Genomic DNA, 16537 nt, shown 5'->3' on the forward strand with positions numbered 1-16537 from the left:
AAAAGGGGTGAAACATCACCCCTCTAAAACATCAGTGGGCTAGTCCACCAGCGGATAAACGCCATTTTCGTCGTGAACTTCCGCACCCGTGATTGAGGGATTAAACACACACGCCATGACCATTTCTTTGTTTTTATAGGCGCGTAAGTAATGTTCGTCATGTTTATCTAGAATGTATAACGTACCCGGTTTGATTGGGTAAGTTTCACCGCCAACGACTTCAATTTCCCCTTCTCCACTCATGCAAAATACAGATTCCAAATGGTTCTGATAATGAATGTGTGTTTCGGTTCCTTCGTATATCGTCGTGATATGGAATGAAAAGCCCATGTTGTCGTCTTTCAATAACATACGGACACTTTCCCAGTTATCAGACACAACTCGTCTTTCGCTATTGCGACACTCATCGAGAGTTCTAACGATCATATTTCTTTCCTTGCTATGATGCTTGTTTGAAAAGTTTGCTTGCGATGGCTTCAACCGAGCCCTCGAAGATATTAAGCCCTTGGGTAAGTTCGGCTTCAGAAATGGTCAATGGGCAAAAGAACTTCACCACCTCATCATTTGGTCCTGCGGTTTCAATCACCATTCCGTTCTCAAAACACGCTTTTGCAATATCACCAGAGATTTCACCGTTCTTACATTCAATACCAATCATCATCCCGCGACCTTTACGTTGTACAAACATCTCTGGGAATCGTTTTACCGATCGCTGAATGACTTCATCAACCATGCTCGAACAACGTTTGATATGCGCTTCAAAATGGTCATTTGACCAATATGTTTCGATTGCTTTCGCTGCTGTCACAAACGCATGATTGTTGCCACGGAATGTGCCGTTGTGCTCGCCTGGTTTCCATTTGTCCAACTCAGGTTTTAGCAAAACAATCGCCATTGGCAGACCATAACCACCGATGGATTTCGACAGCGTTACCATATCTGGCTTAATGCCCGATGGCTCAAAACTAAAGAATGTGCCTGTTCGACCACAGCCAGCTTGGATGTCATCAACAATTAATAAAATATCGTGAGCTTTGCAAAGCTTACTGAGGCGCTGCAACCATTGGTTCGACGCTACGTTGAGGCCACCTTCGCCTTGTACCGTTTCTAATAAAACTGCAGCCGGTTTGTCCATGCCTGCCGAGTTATCTGACAACATGGTTTCAAACAATTTGAGGCCATCAATATCTGCGTAACCTTCGAAAGGAATACGAGTAACGTTGTTTAAACTAGAACCCGCCCCTTGGCGATGGTGTTGATTACCCGTTGCTGCAAGTGCGCCTGCCGTACAACCATGGAAACCGTTTGTGAAGGCAACGATACTGCTGCGTCCCTTCACTTTTTTTGCCAACTTGATTGCAGCTTCTACGGCATTGGTTCCGGTTGGGCCTGTGAACTGAACTTTGTAATCCAACCCTCTTGGTTCAAGAATGTATTGATTCAGTGCTTCAAGAAAAGCGGCTTTGGCTTCTGAATGCATGTCCAAGCCGTGTGTAATGCCATCCATTTCAATGTACTCAAGGAGCGCTTGCTTAAGTACTGGATTGTTATGACCGTAATTTAGAGATCCCGCTCCAGCAAGGAAATCGAGGTAGCGTTCGCCTTGTTCTGTTTCTAACCAGGTACCTTTTGCTTTACGAAAGACGACTGGAAAACTGTTCGAGTATGAACGTACGTTGGATTCCTGCTTTTTGAAAATATCCATGATAAGACCGTTATTTGATTCCTATTTTGTGGGGATTACTTGAGGGGAATACGATACAGATACTCGGTATCGTGCTTGCCTTTGAAATGATCCTTTTCATCCAAGAAAGTCGTCACTTCGCCAGCGTTTCCATGTTGAGCATCGAGCTTTTTAAATAACGCCCAAGATGCATCATTGGATTTAGTGATTGTGGTTTCGATTGCGTTGATGTCTTCTAGCCCTTCTCGCTTTAGTAAGCGTTCAAGCATTTGAGACGCCAAGCCGTTTCCTCTGAAACGAGGGGCAACCGCAACTTGCCAAATGAACAGCACGTTAGGCTCATCCGGCTTTTGATAGCCAGAAACAAACCCTGCAATCTCACCTTTGTGCTCGACCAAAATACAAGTTTTGCTGAAATGACTAGATTGAAGAAAATTACAATATGAAGAGTTCATATCGAGCGGCGGACAATCTGCGATCAAACCATAAATATCATCGCCATCAGACACGACAGGTTCACGAAAAATCCATTTTTTGCTTGGGTCTTCTCCAATCTCTGGATACATAACCCAAGGGGCTGAGGTAATCATGTGTAGATACATATCCTTCGTACACTAATTAAATTTCCTTTTTATTATGCACACTGATTGTGCATAGAAATCAAACAAAGCCGCTTAAAAACCCTACTTATTTGATCTATGTCGCACTAATACCAAATGGGCATGACTTTAAAAATAGTTTGAGCTCTAATTTATTTATAGGGTAAAAAATAAATTGAAGCCAAATGAGCAAAACATCGTCAATTTCGCACTGGGGAATTGTTTCGAGTAGGAAGAAAGTTGCAGTAGATTGATGGCTAAAGATGAAGAATTCAGATAAGAAAACGGCACGCCGAAGCATGCCGTTTTTTGTTGTTATGGAGGAAGCTTAAATCACGCTTTCGCTTTCTTCATTGATTTTGATGTTGGGCGAGGCTCATCCATCAAACCTTTCACTAGAGATACCGTTGCAACCAACAATACGATAGTGAATGGCAGACCGGTTGTTACCGCCATCGCTTGTGCAGCCGCGAGACCACCACCAAGCATTAGCGCGATTGCAACTAAGCCTTCGAACGTACACCAGAACACGCGTTGAGGTGTTGGCGCATCTACTTTACCGCCCGCTGCAATCGTATCGATTACAAGAGAGCCAGAGTCCGCTGACGTGATGAAGAACACCACAACCAGAATAATACCTACGATAGAGGTGATTTGAGACAGTGGCATCACATCTAGCATGGCGAACAGTTTAAGTGGAAGCTCTGCGTCAAATACCGCTTGGTAACCATCGTTCACGTATTGGCTGATCGCTGTACCACCGAATGCCGTCATCCATAATACACACACGGTTGATGGGATCAGGATTACACACACGATGAATTCACGAACTGAACGGCCACGAGATACACGCGCGATAAACATACCTACGAATGGTGACCATGAAATCCACCAAGCCCAATAGAACGCCGTCCAACCTTGAGAGTAGTTCACGTCTTCGCGGCCGAATGGCATTGAAAGCGCTGGAACGTTCGCTAGGTAAGACATGATGTTCTCGAAGAAGCCAGTCATGATTGCGAGTGTTGGACCTACGACGATCACGAACAAAAGCAATAGCGCCGCTAAACCCATGTTGATTTCAGACAGACGTTTTACACCGCTATCCAAACCAGCAACAACCGAGATCAAAGCAAGTGCTGTGATGATCACGATAAGCACAACTTGCGTCGTATCTGTCATTGGTACACCGAACAGGAAGTTTAGGCCTGTTGCTGCTTGTGATGCACCGTAACCAAGAGACGTCGCAAGACCGAATACCGTCGCGACTACCGCTAGGATATCAATGATGTGACCAGTCCAACCCCAAACGCGCTCGCCAAAAAGAGGATAGAAAATAGAACGCATCGTTAGAGGTAAGCCCTTGTTGAACGAGAAGATCGCCAAACCAAGTGCCAATAGTGCGTAGATTGACCAAGGGTGAAGTGCCCAGTGGTAAATCGTTGCTGCCATACCAAGTGCAGACGCCGCGGATGTATCACCTTCTGCTGCACCTAGTGGAGCCCAGTCAGTACGAACACCATTCTCAACGTTCACACCGCCAAGAGCAGCACTGAAGTGAGACATAGGCTCAGATACGCCAAAGAATACCAGACCGATACCCATACCAGCCGCGAACAGCATCGCTAACCAACCTGCGTACGTGTAATCCGGAGTTGCTTCTGTACCACCGATACGAACGCGACCAAGTGGTGTTACGATCAGGATCAAACACACTACGACAAACACGTTGCCCGCAGATAGGAAGAACCAATCAAGGTTAGAAACAAGCCAACCACGTAGACCCGCGAAGAACGGCTCAACTTGTTGTCTGAATGTCAGTGTTAACACTACGAACAGGATGATCGACATACCTGAAATAGCAAACACACGGTTGTGAATATCAAGTCCAAAAGGACCTACTTTTAGCGCGACGTTATCCTGACCGATCTGGTAATCAGTATCGATCGGGTTCACTTTACCGTCGGGGCGTTGGATACCGCCATTGTTGTCGGTGCTCACGATTTATCTCCTTAAAATGCGTGACCAAATTAAAATCTGTGTAGGACTTTGAGTGATGGCTTTCTTGCGTCACTTGCTGCAAAGCTTATTTGCGATCGTTACGTCGCTTTTAGAAGGGTTGCTCTACTTTGTAATTTTAGCGTTAATCGTCCTGATATAGCATTGCATTTTGTTATCAGGACGACTAATAAAATTTATCGCCAATTCATAGACGATGTGGATGAGTTATTGCCATATCACGGACAGTTGCATGTCACCATCAAAGTGATACTGCAACTGGGCTTGAAGCAACTCAGCAGTAGCAAGAGCGTCAGTCAGCGCATGGTGTGGCTGATAAGCAGGCAAATGGTAGCGCTCACGCGCGTGGCCGAGTCGTACAGAACCGGGCTTTTTACCCTTGAGCTTATTTAACCAACCTTCACACTCACGACGTTGAATCGCGTATTCAATGTCCAACGTATCAACGACTGGAAATTGAATCCCCTCACCCACACTGTTTAACAACGCATTATTGAAGAATTGACGCTCGATATTTTTGTAGTGCACCACCACAATCTTTCCGGCTAACTCATCAAGAATGGCATCCAGAATTTGTTCAAGTTGCGGCGCATTCTTCACTTCGGAATCGGTAATACCGTGGATCACCACTGATTCTTCATTCAGTTCTCGATTTGGATTCACCACCCAATGATGAGAGCCGCTGCACTGCACTCGCCCTAGCGTAAATGGCACCAAGCCTATGGTGAGAATGGCATCTTCCTCGGCGTTTAAACCCGTGGTCTCAAAATCGACGGAGACAAACGGTACCTCTTTTAATGGCGTATCACCATTCACAATAGGCGTAGAGTAATAACGTTTTAATCGAGTATCGTTCGCTTGCTCGGCAAGTTGCTCGAAGAAGATCGGCCAATCAGGTGTCTGGCTGGTATCAAGCAAATCAGTGATATCTTGCTTTTGTTTTGAAAACCACATCATTTGCCACTTCTCTGGTAACGGAACTTAATGTAGTTCTGCGCGTTGCTTAGGATTTGGAAAGCGGCTTTTAAGTTGCGACGCTCAAACTCCGACATCTCTTCTGGCTCGATATTGTTATCCGGCTCTTCGCCATTTTCAATATCCAGTGCTTGATGTCGGATTCGCACCATGTAGATCAACTCCATCGCATCTTTTAAGTCCATGCCACGGCCTTTCGGTAAGATGCCCGCGTTGTTGATGTCATCCAGACGTTCAAACGAGTTTTGCGAACGGGAGCCAATTGCCAAAGCATGCACACGAATCAGATCCGCCATTGGCGCAGTGCCTCGGCGTTTCAAGTTGATGGAATTGCGATGACGACCGTCTTTCTCCATAACAAAGTCTTTGAAGAAACCAAGCGGCGGAGTGCGACGAATCGCGTTGTAAGCCATACAAGCTAAGAATCGATTGTTCTTCTTAGCACGACGCACAATGAAGCCGCTCAGTTGCTCTGCCCATTTCACACGTCCATATACACCAAGTAAGTCGAAGAAAATACTGCTGTTAAGAAGTCGCTCTGGCGTTGGATCATCAATCCAGTTCGCAAAGCACTCTTCCCATTCTGAACGCGTTTTGCGCCATTCTGGGTTGGTCGCCATGATGTCGCCTGTACAGTAGGTGTAACCGCATTCGGCTAATCCGTCACAGATGAATTTTGCGAGCTGAGCAAAGTACTCACCATGCAGTGCTGGGTCGTAGCTGTTATCCAGAATCAGCGCGTTGTCTTGGTCTGTGACGATAAGCTGTTCATCACGCGCCATAGAACCCATCGCTAATAAGCAATAAGGGATTGGCGCAGGACCTAATTCTTGCTCTGCTAACTCTGCCAGTCTTTGTTTGAAGCTGCTGCCGATCACCGACATTGCTCGTCCAACCATATGAGCATTTGCGTCTTCACTTACCATTCGCACAAAGCAGTCTTTCACTTGTTTAGATACCGCTTTGAGATCTTCTACCGAGTTTTGTTGGAAGATAGAGCTCACAAGCAACAAACTGTTTTGCGATTCATAACGGACGATATCCGTCATGCTGATCACACCAATTGGCTTTTTGTCTTTTAAGATTGGCAGATGGTGAACGTTGTAACGCAGCATTGTCAGCATGGCTTCAAACACGTAAGCGCTGTAATCGAGTGACACAACGTCGTAGCTCATCACTTCACTCACAGGGATGTCGCTGTCTCGCCCTTCAGCTAAAACGCGAACGCATAAATCTTTCTCGGTCAAAATACCAAGCAGTTGGTCATCATCGTCTTCAGTAATGTCTTCTTGTGCGCGGACAATCAAAAGCGCAGTGACGCCCTCTTCCGCCATCAAGATTGCGGCCTCACGCACCGTAGCACTGGCTTCTAACGTTACTGGCTCGCGGCTTAAGATCTTGCGTGCTTTCGCAGTAGTAAAGTCATTCCCATCTGAGTGGTTTGATACAGCAGTGCGCAGCCTCGCGCTGTCTTCCAATTCCATGAAATCAGCGAAGTTTTCAAACTCGTCACATAGCTCAGTGAAGATCTTCTCTGGAATGCAGTAAACCAAAGTGTCTTCTATCGCTTTGGCTGGCATACGGACACGGTTGTTCATCAACAACCCCATTTGTCCAAACAAGCCACCAGCGTCGATACGGTTGTACAACTCGCCTTTGCGGCGGAAGATTTCCACGACACCACTGCGGATCATGTACAAATCACGAATGTCATCGCCTTTCTTGAGAATGTCCGTCCCTGCGCGGTAATACGCGACTTCAGCATTCATTGCGATGTTTCTTAAGTGCTCTTCCGGTAAGTCATCAAAAGGTGGGTATTGGCTAATGAAATTGAGTACTTCTAATTGCTCGGCTTCCATTCTTTATTCCATGCATTGCCTAAACTAAGGCGATAAATATCACCAAGCATTCAATCAGGCAATAAATAAATCCAGAGTTGGTATGAATCGACTCAAATAGCAGAACATGCCACCAACACATTAATTTGAACTCTAATTTAAGACATTCTAAAGCGTCCCCTTGGCGAAAGATTCAGTTAGGTTCAAAATGTCACTTATCAACCACAATAAATTCAAAAATATTTCATAGCCAATTTCAGTTCCTTTTGCGACGCACCACAAATCAACATAAGACACTGTTTTTAAATCATTTAAAACCAAGTCATTGATTAACCCATTTATGTCCAATTTGTGTAATGTCACGACATAAACCTTTTGTCGAACATTGAAATTCGACTACAAATTACTTAGAGTACGAAACGTTTTACTACAAAATATTCAAAATTAAGGATGATTTACATGGATCCCATACTGGAAGTTAAGGGACTGTATAAGGTTTTTGGTGACGATCCTGACCGCGCATTCTCGCTGATTGAGAAAGGCATCGATAAAGATCGTATTTTTGAACAAACAGGTTTAACGGTTGGCGTTAACGATGTCTCTCTTTCCATCAACGAAGGTGAGATTTTTGTCATTATGGGCCTATCTGGCTCAGGAAAATCCACCCTCGTTCGTCTTCTCAATCGTTTAATTGAACCAACCAAAGGCAGCGTTTACCTCAAAGGTAAAGACATTGCCCACATTTCTGAAGATGAACTTAGAGAAGTTCGCCGAAATAACATTTCCATGGTTTTTCAAAACTTCGCGCTCATGCCTCACATGACAGTGATCGAAAACGCCGCTTTTGGCCTTGAACTCGCCGGTGTGAACGTCAAAGACAGGCAAGAAAGTGCGTTATCAGCCTTGCAACGTGTTGGCCTCGATGCCTACGCAGAATCCTATCCGGATGAGCTGTCTGGAGGTATGAAGCAACGAGTTGGCCTCGCTCGAGCTCTTGCGTGCGATCCTGATATCCTTCTGATGGATGAGGCCTTTTCAGCGCTCGATCCACTTATCCGAACCGAAATGCAGGATGAACTTATTCGACTGCAAAATGACGATAAACGTACGATTGTTTTCATCTCTCACGATTTGGATGAAGCTATGCGAATCGGCGATCGTATTGCCATCATGCAAAATGGCGATGTGGTTCAAGTCGGTACACCAGATGAAATTCTTCATAACCCTGCCAATGATTATGTGGAAGCCTTTTTCCGAGGTGTCAACGTTGCAAACGTACTGACCGTGAAAGACATCGCTCGAAAAAAGCCAGCCGCTGTTTTCAAGAAGTCCGAACATGATGGTCCCGGGTCCGCAATGCAGATATTGATGGATCACGACCGCGATTACGGCATCGTCATTGATAAATCTAGCCACTATTCTGGCATTGTTTCTCTTGATTCGTTACGCGTTGCCCACAAAGAAAATCGCTCACTAGCCAGCGCACAATTGATCGACGAAGTCACCCTCCTGCCAGACCAAGCGATCAACGACATTCTTGGTGTCGTCGCAGGTGTTCCTTATGCCGTCCCAGTTGTCGACGAGCAAGGCCACTACTATGGTGTCGTTACAAAATCACGTCTTCTGCAAACGTTGGATAAGGATTAGTCATCATGTCAACAGAACAAACCACTAACGATCCGTGGTCAACGACAGAAACGGAACAAACCGACCCGTGGTCAACAACCACGACAGAACAAAGTGATCCTTGGTCACAAGGCGGTGAAACGACGTCAAGTATGGACTGGTTGAACTCTGAAACCGTTGAAAAAGCCCCTTTTGATATCATGAATCCCTTTCAAGATGCGGTCCTTCCTTTGGATACTTGGGTAGAGTCTGGGTTAGATTGGCTAGTCGAACATGGACGTCCGGTCTTTCAGGCAATTCGCGTTCCCATTGATTTCATTCTCTCCTCATTTGAAACGGCGCTCGTCTCTACACCCGCTCCTTTCATGCTCATCATTCTATTTTTATTGGCGTGGCAATTCTCTAATTTACGCTTGGGGATGTCGACATTCGCTTCATTAGTCTTCGTTGGGCTGATAGGCGCTTGGTCCCAAGCAATGACGACCTTGGCATTAGTACTGACATCCGTCTTCTTCTGTCTGATCATTGGATTACCACTTGGTATCTGGCTAGCAAGAAACAACACCGCCGCTAAGTTCATACGTCCCATACTCGACGCGATGCAAACCACTCCGGCCTTTGTCTACTTAGTACCTATCGTCATGTTATTTGGTATAGGGAATGTACCGGGCGTGGTGGTCACCATTATTTTTGCATTGCCTCCCGTGGTTCGTTTGACCATTCTTGGTATTCAACAGGTCCCAGAAGAGCTGATTGAAGCCGGACACTCATTTGGAGCCAGCAAAAAGCAAATGCTGTACCGCATTCAGCTTCCTCTTGCCTTACCCACCATTATGGCGGGCGTAAACCAAACCCTGATGCTCTCCCTTTCTATGGTGGTTATTGCCTCTATGATCGCAGTTGGTGGGTTGGGACAAATGGTATTACGTGGCATCGGACGTTTGGATATGGGGCTAGCAGCGGTGGGCGGTTTAGGCATCGTAATCCTTGCTATTCTACTCGACCGTATCACACAAGTTTTAGGCGCTAACGCGGGTAACACGAAGTTACGTTGGTACCACACCGGTCCAGTTTCTTACCTTTTAAAGCTGACCAACAAATCGAACCAACCTGATCTCAAACTTAGGAGAAACACAAATGACTAATTCATGGAAGAAAGCGCTAACAGCAGGAACGTTAGCAACGATGGCGTTTTCTACTCAAGCTTTAGCGAATGACTTACCGGGTAAAGGCATTTCAGTCCAACCAGTTCAATCAACGGTTGCCGAAGAAACGTTTCAAACTCTTATTGTTAACCGCGCGCTTGAAGCGTTGGGCTACGATGTTCAACCAACTAAGGAAGTCGATTACAACGTTGGCTACACTTCGATCGCAAAAGGCGATGCGACGTTCTTAGCTGTGGGTTGGTTCCCTTTGCACGCAGACAAATACACGATGTCAGGTGGTGATGATAAATTCTACCGCCGAGGGCAGTACGTTAGTGGTGCGGCTCAAGGCTACTTAATCGATAAAAAAACCGCAGAAAAGTACAATATCACCAACATTGGTCAGCTGAAAGATCCTGAGCTAGCAAAACTGTTTGACGCCAATGGCGATGGCAAAGCTGACCTCACTGGTTGTAACCCAGGTTGGGGCTGCGAAATGGTAATTGAAGAGCAGCTTAACGCTTACCAACTTCGTGACACGGTCACACACAACCAAGGTAACTACGCGGCAATCATTGCGGATACCATTTCTCGTTATAAGAAAGGCGACCCGATTTTGTACTACACGTGGACACCTTATTGGGTAAGTGGCGTACTCGTTCCGGGTAAAGATGTGGTTTGGCTAGAAGTCCCATTCTCTGCCCTACCTGGTGAACGTAAAGATGTGGATACCACTCTTGAGAATGGTAAAAACTATGGGTTTGAAATGAACTCAATGCGCATCGTGGCGAACAAAGATTTTACCGAGAAAAACCCTTCTGCTGCAAAACTGTTCGAAATCGTTAAGCTGAACATCAACGATGTCAGCGCGCAAAACATGATGATGAGTCAAGGAAAAAACAGCGCGGCGGATATCGAGTCTCACGTTAATGGCTGGATCAAAGCAAACCAACAATTGTTTGACTCTTGGGTTGCAGAAGCTAAAAAAGCGTCACTGTAATTAACTATCGAATTCCTTCCTAAATAAGACCAAGCGCCAGCAACCAAAACTGCTGGCGCTTTTTTATCCGAAACTCATTTCGCAATCGTTTCTCTGTGATCCAAATTACATATTGAATGGCAGAACAAAAGTCCGTATATTGCGCCTGCCTACGCGGCACACCCTACAATGCACAACGCCATCCTGCTTCCACTGGTGCATTGATATTGGTGTTTAACTACATCCATGCAAAACACACCTTCCTCTTTTTCTCGTTTTTTTAAAGAATCGGGCGCTTTGTTACATCTATCGATCCCTATCATTCTGATGCAGCTTGCCACTCAGTCGATGGGCTTTATCGATACCACAATGGCAGGCCAAGTGAGTGCTGCCGACCTAGCCGCGATCGCACTTGGTACCAGTTTATGGCTACCCGTTTCGCTATTGCTTCGCGGCATCATCATGGCATTAACACCTGTCGTGGCTTACCACCGCGGCGCACAAAGTTTGGATAACGTGCGTATCGCGTTTATTCAGATGCTTTGGTTGTCTGCGTTCGTTAGCGCAATTTTGATTGTTTATTTGCTGCTTGGTGAAAGCATTCTGGTTGGCTTAGGCGTTGCGCCTGAGATCATTCCTATCGCCAGTGATTACGTTGTTGCATTGGCATTTGGTGTACCGGGCATTGCGCTTTTCTACACCTTGAATGGCTTCTGCGAAGGGATGAACAACACTCGCGCACCCATGCTGATTTCGGTGATTGGTTTGTTGGTAAACATCCCTGTTAACTACATTCTGATTTACGGTAAATTCGGCATGCCAGCATTGGGTGCCGTTGGTTGTGGCTGGGCTACGAGCTTGGTTTACTGGCTGATGTCTGCCCTACTATTTAGCTACATCAAACGCCATCATCATTACAAAAACATTCTGCACTTCGCTGAGTTAAAACCGATATGGCAAGAGATCAAACAGCTGTTCAAACTCGGTATGCCGATTGGTTTGAACATCGCGGTTTGTGGCAGCATCTTTGCAGTGATTGCTCTGTTGATTGGTCGTATTGGTGCAGAGAACGTTGCGGCGGCGCAGATTGCACTGAACATCTCTAGCATGACGTACATGATCCCAATGAGCCTTTCCTTTGGTATCACGATTCGTGTTGGTCATGCCTTGGGTGAACAAAAGCTTGAGACAGCTTCTCACCGCAGCTTGGTGGGTATTGTTACCGCAGCGCTACTGTCGCTGATTTCAGTCGGTTTCTTCCTGCAGTTCCCAGAGTGGATCATTCGTTTGTACACCACAGATCCGGTAGTTTCCGCAACGGCGGCTACTCTGTTGATGTTTACTGCAATGTACCAGTTCAGCGACGCGCTACAGACGTCTGCAAACGGCGCTCTGCGTGGCTACAAAGATACTAAGATCCCGATGATTCTGGCGATTCTAGCCTACTGGGGCTTGGCGCTTCCACTGGGTATGTTGCTGGGTATCACAGATGAAATCGTTCCTGCAATGGGTGAAGAAGGCTTCTGGATTGGTATCGTGACGGGCTTAACCACCGCAGCAATTGCAATGCTGATTCGCTTGACGCTAGTGATTAAGAAGTACAATCAAACCGCAGAAGTGAATACTGCTTCGCAACCTGAGTTAGCGATTCAATAACGACGAAAGCGTTTATCGTTTCAACTAGAAAGGCTCACTATCGCAGTGAGCCTTTTTGTTTTCCAGCTTGCTAGCCTTGTTTACTTACCGTTGAGTTATCGCCAGCATCGTTGATTCTGTAGCCGAGTTCGGCAACTTTCTGGCGGATTTCGTCAGCTTGCTGGTATTCCTTCTGCTTTTTCATTTGCAAACGCAACTCTACCAATTCCATGATCTCGCGAGGGATTTCCTCTTCTTCTACTTTATCAAGCTCCAAACCAAACACACGGTCAAAATAGCGCGCCATTGCCTTTTTATCTGCATCGTTTAATGCACTTCCGAGTAACTCCCACATCAATGCGATCGCTTGTGGCATGGCTAAATCGTTGTTGATGAGTGACATAAAACGCTCAACATACGTTTGGTCGACTTTGCCACCTTGTGGTAATGCCGACACTTTCGCTTTCAGGCGCTTTAGAGCCGTTTGTGCGGCATCCAAGCTCTCCCACGTAAAGCTCAAATGACTGCGATAGTGACTGGTCAGCACCAAGTAACGGTAAGCCAGCGGGTCATAGCCTTTCTCGATTAACGCATCAAGACGAAGTGACGTACCGGACTTGGAGATCTTCTCTTTGTTCAATTGAAGGAAGAAGCCATGCAGCCAGTAATTCGCTTGTACGTGTCCATTCTTCGCTTGGCATTGAGCTATTTCGTTAGTGTGGTGAACTGGGATATGGTCTTCCCCACCAACATGAATATCGAACACTTCCCCAAGGTATTTCTCTGCCATCGCAGAACATTCAATGTGCCACCCCGGAAAGCCGACTCCCCAAGGGCTTTCCCATTCCATTTGTCTTGGTGTGTCGCCGCTAAACTTCCAGAGTGCGAAGTCGGTTGGGCTCTTTTTCTCTGCCATTTCGACGCGAATGCCCGCTTCTAAGCCCTCGCGGTCCAGTTTGGCAAGTTTTCCGTAATCTGGAAGCTTGGCCGAATCAAAATAAACGCCATCGGAGGTTTGATAGGTAAAGCCCTTTTGTTCAAGCTCTTGGACGAATTCAATCTGTTCTTGAATGTGCTCGGTAGCGCGACAAATGATGGAAGGCTTAGTGATGTTGAGGCTAGTAAGATCATCTAAAAACGCGTCTTCAAAATACTTTGCGATCTCCCAAGCGGACTTGTTCTGTTTTCTCGCGCCCTTCTCCATTTTATCTTCACCGGTATCGGCATCAGACACCAAATGACCAACATCCGTGATGTTCATAACGTGGTTTACGTCGTAACCATTGAGCTCTAACGTGCGCCTTAACACATCCACAAAAAGATAGGTTCTTAAGTTACCTGCATGCGCGTAGTCGTACACCGTCGGACCACAAGCGTACAACCCGACTTTACCGGATTCGATGGTGTTAAACGGCTCAAGGGTGCGCCCCAGTGTATTGAATAGTTGTAATTTTGACTGACTCATATTGTTATTCCCTTAAATGCAAAAAGGCCGCGGATGAAAACATCGGCGGCCTTTAATATGTCTGTATGATCTTTTGCTAACTAATAGCTACGCGAAAGCCGCCGCACGTCTTGGGAGGTGCAACAACAGTTGGTTGAGATAGAAATAGCTAAATAGTTCATACCCAACACCCTAAATAAGAAATCTATAGAAATCAACCCTACGATTTTGACGCGTTTCGTGGCGACAAACCGAACTGCGCATGCCGTATGGCATTACTCCCCCTTACAAAGCCGTACTAATCATTACAATTAAATTTATAAATAAACCTTATATTTCACGTTTGTTTCACGTTTTCTTTGATAAAAGACACGCCATAAAAATCAGTTACATCAGTAAATTAGGGAATATTTATGAAGAAGCCCGCATTTGGGCCTTTGCAGCCTATTGCTGTATTTGCGCTATTTTCGCTTGCTTTTCTGTCCGTTTCGCGGATTTTACTCGCAATTTGGCTCTCTGACCGAATCGAGTCTTTTAACGACCTTATCTACATTTTGGGTCAGGGCCTACGCGTAGACTTTGCCACTATCTGCTGGCTGTTCATTCTTCCGGGCTTACTTTCTGCTCTATTGCCTGTTCAAGGTAAGGTCGGCGAATGCTGGAAATGGGTTCTACGTTGTTGGATGGTCGCAGGTTTGTGGATCTTGGTTTACATGGAGTTGGCCACTGCTCCGTTTATTCAAGAATACGACCTACGCCCAAACCGCTTGTTTGTTGAATACCTGATTTATCCAAAAGAAGTGTTCAGCATGCTTTGGACTGGTTACAAGCTAGAGCTCTTTATTGGCGCAGTAGGCACGGCGCTTACCCTTTTCCTTGGTTGGAAATGGAGTAAAAAGCTCACCGACAACGCACAACAAGTAAACTGGAAATGGCGTCCTGTTCTTGCCATTTTAGTGGTTCTAATTGGTGTTGCTGGCGCACGTTCTTCTCTGGGACATCGCCCTTTAAACCCTGCAATGGTAGCGTTCTCTAACGACCCACTGATGAATGATCTGGCACTAAACTCCTCTTACTCTCTGTTGTTTGCTGTAAACAATATGAAATCAGAAAAGAGCGCAGAAGAGTTCTACGGAAAAATGGATAACCAGAAGATGCTCGATCTCGTTCGTGCCTCTTCTGCTAAGTCAAATTTTGATCCGTCAGTTCTGCCAACCATGAACAGCAACGAAGCAACCTATCAGGGCAAACCAAAGAACTTGGTTATCTTGCTGCAAGAGAGTTTAGGTGCGCAGTTCGTGGGTTCACTAGGCGGACTACCACTCACTCCAAACGTCGACAAGTTAATGGCGGAAGGCTGGAGCTTTACGCAACTATACGCAACCGGTACTCGCTCTGTTCGCGGTATTGAAGCGGTGACAACAGGTTTCCCACCATCGCCATCTCGTGCGGTTGTAAAGCTAAGTAAGAGTCAAACCAACTTCTTTACGATTGCGGATCTTCTGAAAGCCAATGGCTACCACACAGAATTCATTTATGGTGGTGAAGCAAATTTCGACAACATGAAGACTTTCTTCTTTGGTAACGGTTTTGACCAAATCATCGAAGAGAAAGACTACGAAAACCCATCGTTTGTTGGCTCTTGGGGTGTGAGTGATGAAGACCTTTACACCAAGGCAGATCAAGAGTTCGAACGTCTATCAAAAACCGGCAAGCCTTTCTTTAGCTTGGTATTCAGTTCGAGCAACCACAGCCCTTACGAATACCCACAAGGTAAGATTGAGCCCTACGACTCTGAATACATGACGCGTAATAATGCGGTGAAATATTCCGATTACGCGATTGGTACTTTCTTTGATAAAGCGAAAAAATCATCTTACTGGGACGACACGGTCTTCATCATCATTGCTGACCACGATGCCCGTGTATCCGGAGCTAACTTAGTGCCAGTGAAGCACTTCCACATCCCAGCATTGATTCTTGGTAAAGACATTAAGCCACGTAAAGACGACCGTATTGCCAATAACCTAGATATGCCACCAACGCTACTTTCTTTGATTGGTGTGGATGCGAAAACGCCGATGATTGGCCGTGATCTTACTAAGCCTCTCGCACGCAAAGACGAACGTGCCATGATGCAATACGACAAGAACTTTGGTTACTTAACCCGAGATAACCTCGTTGTGTTCTCGCCGGGCGAAAAGGTATCGACCATGCAGTACAACTTCGATAACCAAACCATGAAGCCTATTGAAGTGGATCCAGCAATCGTTGAGCGCGCTAAGGCCAACGCTTTGTTTGCCTCTAAGGCGTACCAAAACGACTGGTACAACTCAAAAGCAATACAATAAAAACAACAAAGGAGCGCTCAATGCGCTCCTTTTGTTTATCTCCTTTTACAAAACCAGCCACTCACTTAAAAACAACTCAACTCCGTATATGACTTGGGCTTAGTTTCACTTGACCTCTTCGGACACAGCACTTGCTTATCTAATCACTGCCAAAGCGTAAATAATCAAAAAATCGTTTAATAATGTGCTTTTTAGCCATTCCCATTCAGACTTCAATAAATTAGACTCAAGCCAATGCCCAAGAA

At 45.8% G+C, this 16537-nt stretch carries 12 protein-coding genes; 5 read left to right on the top strand and 7 right to left on the bottom strand.

Features of this window, described 5'->3' with window-relative positions; translation table 11 throughout:
* Positions 1-39: 39 nt before the first annotated feature.
* The 6 genes from QTO06_RS10705 to QTO06_RS10730 all read right to left on the bottom strand — a co-directional run bounded on the left by QTO06_RS10705 (position 40) and on the right by QTO06_RS10730 (position 7133).
* Positions 40-426 (bottom strand): ectoine synthase, encoded by a 387-nt coding sequence (locus tag QTO06_RS10705; RefSeq protein WP_331407955.1) that lies wholly within the window; start codon positions 424-426, stop codon positions 40-42.
* A gap of 13 nt (positions 427-439) precedes the next feature.
* Positions 440-1705, bottom strand: a complete 1266-nt coding sequence (gene ectB, locus QTO06_RS10710; protein ID WP_331407957.1) for a diaminobutyrate--2-oxoglutarate transaminase — start codon at positions 1703-1705, stop codon at positions 440-442.
* 35 nt (positions 1706-1740) lie between these two features.
* Positions 1741-2274 (bottom strand): diaminobutyrate acetyltransferase, encoded by a 534-nt coding sequence (gene ectA, locus QTO06_RS10715; RefSeq protein WP_009704321.1) that lies wholly within the window; start codon positions 2272-2274, stop codon positions 1741-1743.
* A 342-nt stretch (positions 2275-2616) separates the two neighbouring features.
* Positions 2617-4281 carry a BCCT family transporter gene (locus QTO06_RS10720; protein WP_331407958.1) on the bottom strand — a complete coding sequence of 555 codons (1665 nt, stop codon included), beginning with the start codon at positions 4279-4281 and terminating at the stop codon, positions 2617-2619.
* Positions 4282-4506: 225 nt separating this feature from the next.
* Positions 4507-5256, bottom strand: coding sequence for a 3'-5' exonuclease (locus QTO06_RS10725; protein ID WP_331407959.1), 750 nt, complete (start codon positions 5254-5256; stop codon positions 4507-4509).
* A complete protein-coding gene (locus QTO06_RS10730) occupies positions 5253-7133 on the bottom strand; it encodes a DUF294 nucleotidyltransferase-like domain-containing protein (protein ID WP_331407960.1) in 1881 nt (626 codons plus the stop codon). The genes QTO06_RS10725 and QTO06_RS10730 overlap by 4 nt, the downstream gene beginning before the upstream one ends.
* A gap of 438 nt (positions 7134-7571) precedes the next feature.
* Between QTO06_RS10730 and proV the strand changes: the two genes are divergently transcribed.
* The 4 genes from proV to QTO06_RS10750 all read left to right on the top strand — a co-directional run bounded on the left by proV (position 7572) and on the right by QTO06_RS10750 (position 12518).
* On the top strand, positions 7572-8759 hold the full coding sequence (gene proV / locus QTO06_RS10735) for a glycine betaine/L-proline ABC transporter ATP-binding protein ProV (protein WP_071236067.1): 1188 nt from the start codon (positions 7572-7574) through the stop codon (positions 8757-8759).
* Positions 8760-8764: 5 nt separating this feature from the next.
* A complete protein-coding gene (proW, locus tag QTO06_RS10740) occupies positions 8765-9883 on the top strand; it encodes a glycine betaine/L-proline ABC transporter permease ProW (protein WP_331407964.1) in 1119 nt (372 codons plus the stop codon).
* The gene (proX, locus tag QTO06_RS10745; RefSeq protein WP_138942471.1) at positions 9876-10883 is read left to right on the top strand and encodes a glycine betaine/L-proline ABC transporter substrate-binding protein ProX; all 1008 of its coding nucleotides are present in this window, start codon (positions 9876-9878) and stop codon (positions 10881-10883) included. Before proW ends, proX begins: the two co-directional genes overlap by 8 nt.
* Positions 10884-11108: 225 nt before the next feature.
* Positions 11109-12518: an MATE family efflux transporter gene (locus QTO06_RS10750; protein ID WP_331407967.1), complete on the top strand. Its 1410-nt coding sequence runs from the start codon at positions 11109-11111 to the stop codon at positions 12516-12518.
* A 70-nt stretch (positions 12519-12588) separates the two neighbouring features.
* Here QTO06_RS10750 and cysS read toward each other — a convergent pair whose 3' ends face one another.
* Positions 12589-13962, bottom strand: a complete 1374-nt coding sequence (cysS, locus tag QTO06_RS10755) for a cysteine--tRNA ligase (protein ID WP_331407968.1) — start codon at positions 13960-13962, stop codon at positions 12589-12591.
* Positions 13963-14354: 392 nt separating this feature from the next.
* Here cysS and QTO06_RS10760 point away from each other — a divergent pair, with 392 nt between their 5' ends.
* Positions 14355-16292: an LTA synthase family protein gene (locus QTO06_RS10760; RefSeq protein ID WP_331407969.1), complete on the top strand. Its 1938-nt coding sequence runs from the start codon at positions 14355-14357 to the stop codon at positions 16290-16292.
* The last annotated feature ends 245 nt before the right edge of the window (positions 16293-16537 follow it).

The organism is Vibrio sp. M260121 (assembly GCF_036533715.1).
Taxonomy (GTDB): domain Bacteria; phylum Pseudomonadota; class Gammaproteobacteria; order Enterobacterales; family Vibrionaceae; genus Vibrio.